Source organism: Streptomyces sp. CNZ301, from assembly GCF_004217425.1.
In genome coordinates this window covers 1,086,863-1,099,240 of sequence record NZ_SHLG01000001.1, presented here as the reverse complement: position 1 = coordinate 1,099,240, position 12,378 = coordinate 1,086,863, and the positions used below count along the sequence as shown (strand labels likewise).

Annotated in this window: 13 protein-coding genes; 12 read left to right on the top strand and 1 reads right to left on the bottom strand. The window is 69.5% G+C overall.

All coding sequences use genetic code 11. The features are described from left to right. Positions 1–134: 134 nt before the first annotated feature. The 12 genes from rapZ (at position 135) to EV375_RS04960 (ending at position 11,860) form a co-directional block, all read left to right on the top strand. Positions 135–1,034 (top strand): RNase adapter RapZ, encoded by a 900-nt coding sequence (gene rapZ / locus EV375_RS05010; RefSeq protein ID WP_165434681.1) that lies wholly within the window; start codon positions 135–137, stop codon positions 1,032–1,034. Positions 1,035–1,051: 17 nt separating this feature from the next. Beyond that, on the top strand, positions 1,052–2,104 hold the full coding sequence (locus EV375_RS05005) for a uridine diphosphate-N-acetylglucosamine-binding protein YvcK (RefSeq protein ID WP_130298369.1): 1,053 nt from the start codon (positions 1,052–1,054) through the stop codon (positions 2,102–2,104). Further along, the gene (gene whiA / locus EV375_RS05000; RefSeq protein WP_045864271.1) at positions 2,095–3,072 is read left to right on the top strand and encodes a DNA-binding protein WhiA; all 978 of its coding nucleotides are present in this window, start codon (positions 2,095–2,097) and stop codon (positions 3,070–3,072) included. The genes EV375_RS05005 and whiA overlap by 10 nt, the downstream gene beginning before the upstream one ends. A 271-nt stretch (positions 3,073–3,343) precedes the next feature. Then, on the top strand, positions 3,344–4,348 hold the full coding sequence (gap, locus tag EV375_RS04995) for a type I glyceraldehyde-3-phosphate dehydrogenase (RefSeq protein WP_130298368.1): 1,005 nt from the start codon (positions 3,344–3,346) through the stop codon (positions 4,346–4,348). Between the two features lie 149 nt (positions 4,349–4,497). Then, positions 4,498–5,730, top strand: a complete 1,233-nt coding sequence (locus EV375_RS04990) for a phosphoglycerate kinase (RefSeq protein ID WP_130298367.1) — start codon at positions 4,498–4,500, stop codon at positions 5,728–5,730. A 97-nt stretch (positions 5,731–5,827) separates the two neighbouring features. Beyond that, positions 5,828–6,604: a triose-phosphate isomerase gene (tpiA, locus tag EV375_RS04985; protein ID WP_130298366.1), complete on the top strand. Its 777-nt coding sequence runs from the start codon at positions 5,828–5,830 to the stop codon at positions 6,602–6,604. A 164-nt stretch (positions 6,605–6,768) separates the two neighbouring features. Beyond that, positions 6,769–6,999, top strand: coding sequence for a preprotein translocase subunit SecG (gene secG, locus EV375_RS04980; protein ID WP_055485614.1), 231 nt, complete (start codon positions 6,769–6,771; stop codon positions 6,997–6,999). A gap of 313 nt (positions 7,000–7,312) precedes the next feature. Continuing rightward, positions 7,313–7,600, top strand: a complete 288-nt coding sequence (locus EV375_RS04975) for an RNA polymerase-binding protein RbpA (protein WP_055485407.1) — start codon at positions 7,313–7,315, stop codon at positions 7,598–7,600. A 288-nt stretch (positions 7,601–7,888) separates the two neighbouring features. Further along, positions 7,889–9,538: a glucose-6-phosphate isomerase gene (gene pgi, locus EV375_RS04970; RefSeq protein ID WP_130298365.1), complete on the top strand. Its 1,650-nt coding sequence runs from the start codon at positions 7,889–7,891 to the stop codon at positions 9,536–9,538. A 146-nt stretch (positions 9,539–9,684) separates the two neighbouring features. Next, positions 9,685–9,822, top strand: a complete 138-nt coding sequence (locus tag EV375_RS29030) for a hypothetical protein (RefSeq protein ID WP_165434680.1) — start codon at positions 9,685–9,687, stop codon at positions 9,820–9,822. A 54-nt stretch (positions 9,823–9,876) separates the two neighbouring features. Continuing rightward, entirely contained in the window at positions 9,877–10,761 is an 885-nt protein-coding gene (locus EV375_RS04965; protein ID WP_130298364.1) for an IS982 family transposase, read from the top strand. Between the two features lie 55 nt (positions 10,762–10,816). After that, a complete protein-coding gene (locus tag EV375_RS04960; protein ID WP_130298363.1) occupies positions 10,817–11,860 on the top strand; it encodes a hypothetical protein in 1,044 nt (347 codons plus the stop codon). A 156-nt stretch (positions 11,861–12,016) separates the two neighbouring features. On the opposite strand, the gene EV375_RS04955 is transcribed toward EV375_RS04960, so the two are convergent. Next, positions 12,017–12,325 (bottom strand): hypothetical protein, encoded by a 309-nt coding sequence (locus EV375_RS04955; RefSeq protein ID WP_130298362.1) that lies wholly within the window; start codon positions 12,323–12,325, stop codon positions 12,017–12,019. Positions 12,326–12,378 lie beyond the last annotated feature (53 nt).

The window sequence follows — 12,378 nt, the reverse complement described above, 5'->3', positions numbered from 1 at the left end:
AGGAACACGGCAGAGACTCGCGCCTGGAAGCGGAGCCGGCACGGCCGAGTCGGGCGGCGGACACGGATACGGCTGCCCCCGCGGGACCGGAGAGCGTGACGGCGCCGGGCGCGGACAGGGACGCAGATGCGGGCATGGAGACGGTGACGGGTACCGACGCGGCGGGCGAGGCGGTCATCCCCGAACTTGTGATCATCTCCGGGATGTCGGGCGCGGGCCGCAGCACCGCGGCCAAGTGCCTTGAGGATCTCGGCTGGTTCGTCGTCGACAACCTGCCGCCCGAGCTCATCCCCACGATGGTCGACCTGGGCGCACGCTCGCAGGGCAACGTCGCGCGCATCGCCGTCGTCGTCGACGTGCGCGGCCGGCGCTTCTTCGACAACCTCAAGCAGTCCCTGGCGGACCTGGCGAAGCGGCAGGTCAAGCGCCGCATCGTCTATCTGGAGGCGAGCGACGAGGCGCTGGTGCGGCGTTTCGAGTCGGTGCGCCGCCCCCATCCGCTCCAGGGCGACGGCAGGATCGTCGACGGCATCGCCGCCGAGCGCGACCTGCTGCGGGAACTGCGCGGCGACGCCGACCTGGTCATCGACACCTCCGGCCTCAACGTCCACGAGCTGAGGGCCAAGCTCGACGCCCGTTTCGCCGGCGATGAGGAGCCCGAACTCCGCGCCACGGTGATGTCTTTCGGGTACAAGTACGGGCTCCCGGTTGACGCCGATCTCGTCGCCGACTGCCGCTTCCTCCCCAACCCCCACTGGGTTCCGGAGCTGCGCCCCTACAACGGCACCAGCCCTCAGGTCTCGGAGTACGTCTTCGACCAGCCGGGCGCGAAGGAGTTCCTCGACCGGTACGCCGAACTGCTCCAGCTCATCGCCGCGGGCTACCGCAGGGAGGGCAAGCGTTACGTCACCGTCGCGATCGGCTGCACGGGCGGCAAGCACCGCAGCGTCGCCGTCTCGGAGAAGCTGGCGCGCCGGCTCTCCGGCGCCGGCGTGGAGACCGTCGTGGTGCACCGCGACATGGGACGTGAATGAGGACGTGAGAAGCGCGAATGCCTCGTAGGACCATCCGGCTGCGGCGTCCGGTGGGCACGCGCGCGGCACAGCGCGGCACCCAGCCGAAGGTCGTTGCGCTCGGCGGCGGCGCGGGCCTGTCCGCCTCGCTCACGGCGCTGCGCCGCATCACAGGGGACCTCACCGCCGTCGTCACCGTCGCCGACGACGGCGGCTCCAGCGGCCGGCTCCGTGACGAGCTCGGAGTGCTGCCTCCCGGCGATCTGCGCAAGGCGCTCGCGGCGCTGTGCGGCGACGACGAGTGGGGCCGCACCTGGGCAGAGGTCATCCAGCACCGCTTCGTCAGTCGCGGCGACATGCACGACCACGCCGTGGGGAACCTGCTGATCGTCGCCCTCTGGGAGCAGCTCGGCGACCATGTCCAGGCCCTCGACCTGGTGGGCAAGCTGCTCGGGGCGCACGGGCGCGTGCTGCCGATGTCCGCCGTCCCGCTGGAACTCCAGGCGCTGGTGCGCGGCCACGACCCCGAGCGCCCCGACGAGGTCTCGACCGTGCGCGGGCAGGCCAACGTCGCGCTCACCCGGGGCGAGGTGCAGCAGGTGCATCTCGTTCCGCACGACCCGCCCGCCGTGTCCGAGGCCGTCAAGGCCGTGCTGGACGCCGACTGGGTCGTCCTCGGCCCCGGCTCCTGGTTCTCGTCGGTCATTCCGCACCTGCTCGTTCCGGAACTGCTCGACGCGCTGACGCAGACCAAGGCCCGCAAGGTGCTTTCGCTGAACCTCGCTCCGCAGCCCGGAGAAACGGAAGGCTTCTCCCCGCAGCGTCATTTGGACGTTTTGGCCCGACACGCCCCTAAACTCGCCTTCGACGTGGTGCTGGCCGACGAGAACGCTGTTCCCGACCGGGACTCCCTGTGTCAGGCCGCCGAGCGGCTCGGAGCGACGGCTCAGCTGTCACCGGTCGCGGCGGTCGGAGGCGCCTCCCCGGGCGATGGCCCCGCGGGAGGCGCAGCCAGGCACGACCCGGAGCTGCTGGCCGCCGCGTACGACCGTATTTTTCGGATGCATGGAAGGATCGGCCCATGGCGATGACGGCTGCGGTGAAGGACGAGATTTCCCGGCTTCCCGTCACCCGGACCTGCTGCCGGAAGTCCGAGGTCTCGTCGATCCTGCGGTTCGCGGGCGGCCTGCACCTGGTGAGCGGGCGGATCGTGATCGAAGCGGAACTCGATACGGGCATCGCTGCCCGCCGCCTGCGCAAGGACGTTCTGGAGATCTTCGGGCACAGCTCCGACCTGGTGGTGATGGCGCCGGGCGGGCTCCGGCGCGGGAGCCGCTACGTCGTACGCGTGGTGGCCGGGGGTGACCAGCTCGCGCGGCAGACGGGACTCGTGGACAGCCGCGGCCGTCCGATCCGCGGTCTTCCGCCGCAGGTGGTCTCGGGGGCCACCTGCGACGCGGAGGCCGCCTGGCGCGGCGCGTTCCTCGCACACGGATCGCTGACCGAGCCCGGCCGCAGCTCCTCGCTGGAGGTCACCTGCCCCGGGCCCGAGGCCGCGCTGGCCCTGGTCGGCGCCGCGCGCAGGCTCCAGATCGCGGCGAAGGCGCGGGAGGTGCGCGGCGTGGACCGCGTCGTCGTCCGTGACGGCGACGCCATCGGCGCGCTGCTGACCCGGCTGGGCGCCCACGAGTCGGTGCTGGCCTGGGAGGAGCGGCGCATGCGTCGCGAGGTCCGCGCCACCGCGAACCGCCTCGCCAACTTCGACGACGCCAACCTGCGCCGCTCGGCGCGTGCGGCCGTCGCCGCGGGAGCGCGCGTGCAGCGTGCGCTGGAGATCCTCGCCGACGACGTGCCCGAGCACCTGGCCGCTGCCGGCCGGCTGCGCATGGACCACAAGCAGGCGTCGCTGGAGGAACTGGGCGCGCTGGCCGATCCGCCGCTGACGAAGGACGCCGTCGCGGGCCGTATCCGCCGGCTGCTGGCCATGGCCGACAAGCGGGCCCAGGACCTGGGCATTCCGGGGACGGAGACGAGCCTCACGGAGGAGATGGTCGGCTGACCTCCCCTCGGCCCTTCGGGGCGGGCCCCACCCCGGGCCCGCCGGGCCCGGGGCCTCCCGGCCTCCCCGCGCTGGGCCCCGTTCAGGGCCCGTTCCACCCAAGTTCCACCCGTCCTCTGGGCCCCGGGCTCCGGGGACGGTGGCGCCTCCGGGCCCCGGGTGGCCGATGTCACCACGAAGACCGGGGCGCGGTAGGGTCGGGAACCGGTCGGGGACATCCCATACACCTTTGCCGGTGTCCGTACCGGCGTACCAACGAGGAGATCGGTTCGTGACGATCCGCGTAGGCATCAACGGCTTCGGCCGCATCGGTCGCAACTACTTCCGCGCGCTGCTCGAGCAGGGGGCGGACATCGAGATCGTCGGTGTCAACGACCTGACCGACAACGCGACCCTGGTGCACCTGCTGAAGTACGACAGCATTCTGGGGCGCCTCAAGCAGCAGGTCAGCCACACCGACGACAGCATCACGGTGGGCAGCCAGACCTTCAAGACGATGGCGGAGCGTGACCCGGCCCAGCTGCCCTGGGGCGAGCTGGGTGCCGACATCGTCATCGAGTCCACCGGCATCTTCACCAAGCGCGACGACGCGGCCAAGCACCTGGCCGCCGGCGCGAAGAAGGTCCTCATCTCGGCTCCGGCCAAGGAAGAGGACATCACCGTGGTCATGGGCGTCAACGAGGACAACTACGACCCCGCGAAGCACCACGTCGTCTCCAACGCCTCCTGCACCACGAACTGTGTGGCGCCGATGGCGAAGGTCGCCGACGAGAACTTCGGCATCGTCAAGGGCATGATGACGACGGTCCACGCCTACACCAACGACCAGCGCATCCTGGACTTCCCGCACAAGGATCTGCGCCGCGCCCGCGCCGCCGCCGAGAACATCATCCCGACCTCGACCGGCGCCGCGAAGGCCACCGCCCTCGTCCTCCCGCACCTCAAGGGCAAGCTGGACGGCATCGCCATGCGTGTGCCGGTGCCCACGGGCTCCGTCACCGACCTCGTCCTGGAGCTCGACCGCGAGGCCAGCAAGGACGAGATCAACGACGCCTTCCAGAAGGCCGCCGAAGGCCAGCTGAAGGGCATCCTGGAGTACACCGAGGACCCGATCGTCTCCTCCGACATCGTCAACTGGCCCGCGTCCTGCACGTTCGACGCCTCGCTGACGATGGTCCAGGGCAAGCAGGCCAAGATCGTCGGCTGGTACGACAACGAGTGGGGCTACTCCAACCGTCTCGTCGACCTGACCACCTTCGTCGGCGACAAGCTCTGAGCGTTCCCTCCGGGGAAGCCGATCAGCGCCGGAAATGGCAGACCGTGGCAGGGCTCGCAGGGCGCGATGACGCGCCCTGCGAGCCCTGCCCCATGCGGCCGCCCGGCGGGACACCGAGGGCCTGAACTCCAAGGAGAACACCAGCAAGCATGAAGACGATCGACGAACTCATCGCCGGGGGAGTGGCCGGCAAGCGGGTCTTCGTCCGCGCCGACCTGAACGTCCCGCTGGACGGGGCCGCATCTGTCGAAGAACGGGGCATCACCGACGACGGCCGCATCAGGGCCGCCGTCCCCACCATCCGCAAGCTGGCCGGCGCGGGCGCCCGCGTCGTCGTCGCCTCGCACCTGGGCCGGCCCAAGGGGGCGCCCGACCCGCAGTACTCACTCGCGCCGGTGGCGAAGCGGCTGGGCGAACTCCTGGGCGCCGACGTCGCGTTCGCGTCCGACACCGTCGGCGACAGCGCCAGGGCCGCGGTGGGGGCGAGCGCCGACGGAAGCGTGACGCTCCTGGAGAACCTCCGCTTCAACCCGGGGGAGACCAGCAAGGACGACGCCGAGCGTGCCGCCTTCGCCGGTGAACTCGCCGCGCTCGCGGACCTCTACGTCGGCGACGGCTTCGGCGCCGTGCACCGCAAGCACGCCTCCGTCTACGACCTGCCGGCACGCCTTCCGCACGCAGCGGGCGGCCTCATCGCCACCGAGGTCGGCGTGCTGAAGAAGCTCACCGACGACGTGAAGCGGCCGTATGCGGTCGTCCTCGGCGGGGCGAAGGTCTCCGACAAGCTGGGCGTCATCGAACACCTGCTGCAGAAGGCCGACCGCATCCTCATCGGAGGCGGCATGGCCTACACGTTCCTGAAGGCCCAGGGGCACGAGGTCGGCAGCTCGCTGCTCCAGGAGGACCAGATCCCCGCGGTCAAGGGCTATCTGGAGCAGGCGGAGAAGCTGGGCGTGGAGTTCGTGCTGCCGGTGGACGTGCTGGCCGCGGAGAGTTTCCCCGACCTCAAGACCAAGGCGGCGGCCTCGCCGTCCACGGTCCCCGTCAGCGCCATCCCGGCCGGTCTGATGGGCCTGGACATCGGCCCGGAGACCGGTGAGCTCTACGCCGCGAAGCTCGCCGACGCCGCGACCGTCTTCTGGAACGGCCCGATGGGCGTCTTCGAGCACCCCGACTACGCCGAGGGCACCAGGGCTGTCGCACAGGCGCTGCTGGACAGCGGGTCCTTCAATGTCGTCGGCGGCGGCGACAGTGCCGCCGCCGTCCGGCTGCTCGGCTTCGACGAGGACGCATTCGGCCACATCTCGACCGGCGGCGGTGCGAGCCTCGAGTACCTCGAGGGCAAGACGCTGCCCGGTCTCGCCGCGCTGGAGGACTCGTGAGCGACGCGCCTGCGGCCGCTCAGCCGCAGGCGGCATTCTGCTGCGGCCGTGACATGAGCCGCTGCTGCGGCGGAGCGAACAATGGAGGACTGACCCCGTGACCACCCGCACCCCGCTGATGGCGGGCAACTGGAAGATGAACCTCAACCACCTCGAGGCCATCGCCCACGTCCAGAAGCTCGCCTTCGCGCTGAACGACAAGGACCATGCGGCCGTCGAGGTCGCCGTCCTGCCGCCCTACACCGATCTGCGCTCCGTACAGACCCTGGTCGACGGCGACAAGCTGAAGATCAAGTACGGTGCGCAGGACCTCTCGGCCCACGCCTCCGGGGCGTACACCGGCGAGATCTCCGGCGCGATGCTGGCCAAGCTGAAGTGCTCGTTCGTCACGGTCGGCCACTCCGAGCGCCGCCAGTACCACGGCGAGGACGAGCCCCTGGTCAACGCCAAGGTGAAGGCCGCCTTCGAGAACGACCTGACGCCGATCCTGTGCGTCGGCGAGGAACTCGCGGTGCGCGAGGCGGGCAACCACGTCTCGCACACGCTGGCCCAGGTCGACGGCGCGCTCAAGGATGTCCCCGCCGACCGGGCTTCCACGCTCGTGATCGCCTACGAGCCGGTGTGGGCCATCGGCACCGGCAAGACGTGCGGCGCCGACGACGCGCAGGAGGTCTGCGGCGCCATCCGCACCCGCGTCGCCGAACTGTACGGGCAGGAAGTCGCCGACGCGGTCCGTATCCAGTACGGCGGTTCCGTGAAGTCGGGCAACGTCGCCCAGATCATGGCGCAGCCCGACATCGACGGCGCGCTGGTGGGCGGTGCCTCGCTGGACGCGGACGAGTTCGTCAAGATCGTGCGCTTCCGCGACCAGTGACGGCGACACGGCCCGGCAGGGCGGTGGCGCGTAGCCCGAAAGGGCAGGCGTATGACGGCGGGCCGTGACCCGTCGTACGCTGTGCGGGAGCCGGGCCCGTGTCCGGCTCCCGCACATGTGAAGTCTTTCCCGCGAAGTCCGAGAGAGTTGGTCCAGCCGTGATCATGGGGTTCTCCATCGCCCTCATCGTCTTCAGTTTCCTGTTGGCGCTGCTGGTTCTGATGCACAAGGGGAAGGGCGGCGGCCTCTCCGACATGTTCGGCGGCGGCATGCAGTCGTCCGTCGGCGGATCGTCGGTCGCCGAGCGCAACCTGGACCGGCTGACCGTCGTGGTCGGGCTGGTCTGGTTCGCGATCATCGTCGTGCTCGGTCTGCTGATGAAGCTGCAGAGCTGACGCTCCCGGCCGAGCCGTGGGGCGCGCCGTCGTTCCGCTCTCATCTGCCGCCCTCGGGGCCCGGCGTGCGGCCGGGCCCCGAGGGCGTCTCAGGCTTTGCAAGAGCAGCCGCAAGTCGCCGAACCCGGCCTATCATGAGGCTCGCGTCCGGAGCCGACGCAGTAACTCCGGTGACTGGACGTGCGTTGGGCCCTACGTACACTAGGGCGCCCGCAACGGACTCATCGTCGATGTTCCGCGGCACCGCGAGGCAGGGAGTTGGACCGTGGCAAGTGGCAACGCGATCCGGGGAAGCCGGGTAGGGGCGGGGCCGATGGGAGAGGCCGAGCGAGGCGATTCCGCCCCCCGGCTCCGCATCTCCTTCTGGTGTTCCAACGGACATGAGACGCAGCCCAGCTTCGCCAGCGACGCGCAGATCCCCGAGACCTGGGACTGCCCGCGTTGCGGCTTCCCCGCCGGCAAGGACGAGGAGAACCCGCCGGACCCGCCGCGCACCGAGCCGTACAAGACCCACCTCGCGTACGTGCGTGAGCGGCGCAGCGACGAGGACGGCGAGGCGATTCTGGCCGAGGCCCTCGCCAAGCTCCGCGGCGAGATCTGACGGACACCACGCGGGGGGGCCGTGCCGTCCCCTCGGGCCGCGGCCCGAGGGGACGGCACGGCCCCCCTTCGCGGAGCGTCCCGGCCTCCCTTCGCGGAGCGGTCTGAGCACGCTCGTGCGCCCTTCGACGGCTCCGCTGCTCCGCCGCACTCCCGTCCCGCCCTTCCTGTTGCCCGGGTCTTTCCCGTGTCGCCACCGGGCCGCACCCTGCGGTGCACACGGCCGGGTTGCCCGTCAATTAGGTTGGGGCGCGGCGTATTCAGGACGAGGAAAAGGTGACGACCGCCGATGAACGCAGCACGCCGCACCCGGCTCGATCAGCTGCCCGAGTGGCACGCGCTGGCCAAGCACCGTGAGGAGTTCGGCGACACACATCTGCGCACGCTGTTCGCCGACGACTCCGGCCGAGCCGAACGGTTCGGCGTGCAGGTCGGCGACCTCTACCTCGACTACTCCAAGCACCTCGTGACCGACGAGACGCTGCGGCTGCTGCGGGAACTGGCCGCCGCGTCGGGGGTGGCGGAGCTGCGCGAGGCGATGTTCAGCGGCGAGCGGATCAACGTCACCGAGGACCGCGCCGTGCTCCACACCGCGCTGCGTACCCCTGCCGCTGCCCGAGTCCGGCTCGACGGCGAGGACGTCGTGCAGAAGGTGCACGCGGTGCTGGCGAAGATGGCCCTGTTCGCCAACAAGGTCCGCGGCGGGCACTGGAAGGGGCACACCGGCAAGCGCATCAGGACTGTCGTCAACATCGGCATCGGCGGCTCCGACCTGGGCCCGAAGATGGCCTACGAGGCGCTGCGCCCGTACACCCGGCGTGATCTGGACTTCCGCTTCGTCTCGAACGTGGACGGTGCCGACCTGCACGAGGCCGTGCGCGATCTGGACCCGGCAGAGACCCTGTTCGTCGTCGCCTCGAAGACTTTCACCACTATCGAGACCATCACCAACGCGACCGCGGCACGTCGCTGGCTGCTCGCCGGGCTGGGAGCGGAAGAGGACGCCGTCGCCAAGCACTTCGTGGCAGTCTCGACGAACGCCGGAAAGGTCTCCGAGTTCGGAATCGACACGGAGAACATGTTCGAATTCTGGGACTGGGTCGGCGGGCGCTACTCGTTCGACTCGGCCATCGGGCTCTCTCTCATGGTCGCCATCGGGCCCGACCACTTCAACGAGATGCTGGCCGGCTTCCACTGCGTCGACGAACACTTCCGCGAGGCGCCCCCGGAGGCCAACGGCCCCTTGCTGATGGGCCTGTTGGGCATCTGGTACAACAACTTCTTCGACGCGCAGTCGCACGCCGTGCTGCCCTACAGCCACTACTTCTCCCAGTTCACCGCCTATCTCCAGCAGCTGGACATGGAGTCCGACGGCAAGTCCACCGACCGGGAGGGCCGCCCCGTCAACTGGGAGACGGGCCCTGTCGTCTGGGGCACTCCGGGCACCAATGGCCAGCACGCTTACTACCAACTGCTGCACCAGGGCACCAAAATGGTTCCCGCCGACCTCATCGGCTTCGCGCGCCCCGCTCCCGGCCTCGGTGAACTCGCAGGTCAGCACGACTTGTTGATGGCGAACCTGTTCGCGCAGGGGCAGGCTCTGGCCTTCGGCAAGAGCGAGGAGGAGGTGCGGGCGGAGGGTGTTCCGGAGGAGCAGGTGCCGCACCGCACGTTCCCCGGCAACCGCCCGACGACCACGATCCTCGCCGAGGAGTTGTCGCCGTCCGTTCTGGGGCAGCTCGTCGCGCTGTACGAGCACAAGGTGTTCGTCCAGGGTGCGGTGTGGGACATCGACAGCTTCGACCAGTGGGGTGTGGAGCTGGGCAAGGTCCTCGCCAAGCGGCTGGAGCCGGCGCTGACGGACGGCGCGGACGTCGCGGGTCTGGACGCCTCGACCTCGTCCCTCGTGGAGCGCTACCGGAGGCTGCGCGGCCGCTGATCGCTCTGGACCCGGGACCATGCCGCGAGGCGTAGGGTCCCGGGTCCAGGCGAACCGGGGCCTAATCCGGGTGACCGGCAGTCGAGCCGGGGGTCGCGTAACCGACGACATTCCAGGGACGGTTCGACTCGGCAAACGTAGCTGCTGTGAGCGGCGGCAGACGTCAGTCGGCTTTCGGGCGGCAGGTCGCATGCTCCCTGCCCGGCACCGACGATCCCACCCCCGAGGAGCTGGTGAACTACGCGGCGGCCCTCGGTGCGGCCGCCGATGGACTAGATGAATGAGTCCGATGTCGGTGCTGGCCGCGACCATGACGAAGGGCGCCCGTTGGCTCGTGTGTGACGACAAACCTGGACGCCCTTCTGGCGGCACTGTACGTGTTCATCGACGACCATGTAGCTCCTCGTCGCCGGATCGGGCGACCCCCGAAACTCTCCGATGCGGAACTGCTGTGCCTGGCGGTGGCGCAAGTCCTCCTCGGCTTCCCCTCGGCCCGGCACTGGCTGCGCTTCGCTCACGCCCGGCTGCCGCACCTCTTCCGCTACCTGCCCCAACAGTCGGGCTACACAAAGCGGTTGAACGCAGCCGGACCGCTGATCCGCCAGGTGATCGACTCTCTGGCACGACAGGTCCCCACCTGGCACGACGATCTGCGGTTGATCGACTCCACCCCGCTGCCGTGCGCCGCCTCGCGTGAGACCGTCAAACGCTCCGCCCTGGCCGGGCACGCCGGATACGGCTACTGCCGCAGCCACTCCCGCTTCTTCTGGGGCATGCGGCTCTACCTGCTCACCACCGCCGAGGGAATGCCCGTCACCTGGTGCCTGGCCAACCCGAAACTCGGCGAACGCGAGGTGATGACCGCCCTGCTGGAACGCGACCACCACCTCATCCGAGCAGGACAAGTCATCCTCGCCGACAAAGGCTTCGCGGGCCGGGAGTTCGAGACCCTCCTCACCGAGAGCCTGGGCGTGCACCTCATCCGCCCCGACCGGCGGGACGAGCCCGCCCGGCACGGCCGCCTCGCCCGCTCCCGGCAGTGGATCGAGGCCGTCTTCGACACCCTCAAAGGCCAGCTCAGCCTCGAAGACCACGGCGGCAGAACCCCCGCCGGTGTCTTCGCCCGCACCGGACAGCGCCTGCTGGCCCTGGCAGCCGCCATCTGGCACAACTGGACCACCAACGCCACGATCAAGCGATCCCTGACCGCCTACGACCACTGAAGACATCGGACTCATTCATCTAGCGGCGAAGGATCCGCTTCCCGGCAGGGGCGCGGTGCTGCGGACGCTGCGTGAGGTCGCGGCCCCGGAGCGCATGAACCCGCTCGCCGACACCCGGCTGGTCACCCTGGCCGCTTCGGCCTCCCAGCACGCGTATGCATCTCCAAGGCTGGAGATCTACCCGAGGACGCTCGGGCTGGCACGCGCCATACGCATCTCGCAGGCGGCGGCGGGAGTCCGCCGGGAGTCCGGTATCTCCGCCGGGGAGCTGACAACCCGGATCAGGGCCCGTTTTCCGTCGCTGCCGCTTCCCGACGTTCTCACACACGTGGCGCTCGAGGACGCGCTCAACGAGGCGGACTTCCCGCTGGAGTACGACTCCGGGCGTGAGCGATTCTTTCCGCCCCCTGCCGAGGGCGCCCGCTGGTCCAGCTCGACCTACACCCGTACCAGCGTGCTCGTCGCCGAGGCGAGGGCCGCGGCAGGGGCGGGGCCGGACCCGCAGGCCGCGCTGCGCGCCAGGATGACGGCGTCCGTGCGGCGCGGCGGATTCCTCGCCCTCACCCTCAAGGGAGCGGACCTGCCCGGCACGGCTGCCGCGCTGGCTGCGGAGTTCGGCGTCGTACCGGTGGACCTCAACGCCGAGTTCCTGGCTGTCTTCCGGTCTCTGGCGGAGGAGTTGGGCACGGACTGGTCGAAGGTGCTGCGCGCGGACGCCGCGTTCGGCGCGGGCGGCGAGCTGAAGCCGGGCCTGCGCTCCTACGTCCAGCGCGTCACCGAGCGGTTGGAAGGCCGACTGACCGCGCTCGCTGAGGAGTCGGGCCCCAAGGCTGTGCTCTTCGTGCACAACTCGGGCCTGCTCGCCCGCTACTTCGACGGCGGCGGTCACGATCTGCTCGTGGGGCTCCAGCAGGCGTCCAGGCGCCCGGCGCAGTCGCCGCACGGCTGTGGTGGCTGTGCCCCATGGAGGACCCGAAGCAGACGCCGACGCTGGACGGCCGCACGGTGGAGGTCGTCGACCGCGGCACCGAGTGGGTGGCTCTGGACTCCCTGTTCGTCAAGGAGTTGCATGGGAGGGCGCGCACCTGAGGGGTCGTGACCTTCAGGTGACGACGTTCTCCATCCGGCGAAGGGTGGATTACTTCTCCCGCACCTCCAGTGCTGCAACCTGTTTGACGAGAAATACCTTCACCGCTTTCAGTGCAGACAGAGGCGACGCTTGGAAATCCACAATTTGAATCCCTTTACCGCCTTCTCAACTCAGAAGAGACAAGCTCACCAGGCAGGCAACACAGGATACGACCATCCCGGCAGTTCCAAAATTCACCAGCTTCCGACGTTTGCGCCTCCAGCCGAGCACCACGACGGCGAGTCCCGAATATGTACACGCGAGGTTCAGCAGCGTGACCCAGAGATGATGTCCGGTTGCAATTGAGAGATACACAAGCAGCAGCGGCGCCAGGATACCCAGAATGAGCAGGATGATGTTGAACTGCCCTGCCTCGCGTGCGGCGAGGTCTCGTGTCGGGCTGGACGCCCCCAGGTCAGGAAGTTCGGAGTCCATTCTTTCTCCTCATTGTCAGAAATCTAGACCAGGTCTGTGATGCAGGAAATTCT

Bases quoted from the DNA above. Each gene is read 5' to 3' on its own strand.
- pgi (WP_130298365.1), top strand. From the start codon at position 7,889: ATGAACGCAGCACGCCGCACCCGGCTCGATCAGCTGCCCGAGTGGCAC.
- whiA (WP_045864271.1), top strand. From the start codon at position 2,095: ATGGCGATGACGGCTGCGGTGAAGGACGAGATTTCCCGGCTTCCCGTC.
- EV375_RS04955 (WP_130298362.1), bottom strand. From the start codon at position 12,325: ATGGACTCCGAACTTCCTGACCTGGGGGCGTCCAGCCCGACACGAGAC.
- rapZ (WP_165434681.1), top strand. From the start codon at position 135: ATGGAGACGGTGACGGGTACCGACGCGGCGGGCGAGGCGGTCATCCCC.
- EV375_RS05005 (WP_130298369.1), top strand. From the start codon at position 1,052: ATGCCTCGTAGGACCATCCGGCTGCGGCGTCCGGTGGGCACGCGCGCG.
- secG (WP_055485614.1), top strand. From the start codon at position 6,769: ATGGGGTTCTCCATCGCCCTCATCGTCTTCAGTTTCCTGTTGGCGCTG.
- EV375_RS04990 (WP_130298367.1), top strand. From the start codon at position 4,498: ATGAAGACGATCGACGAACTCATCGCCGGGGGAGTGGCCGGCAAGCGG.
- EV375_RS04975 (WP_055485407.1), top strand. From the start codon at position 7,313: ATGGGAGAGGCCGAGCGAGGCGATTCCGCCCCCCGGCTCCGCATCTCC.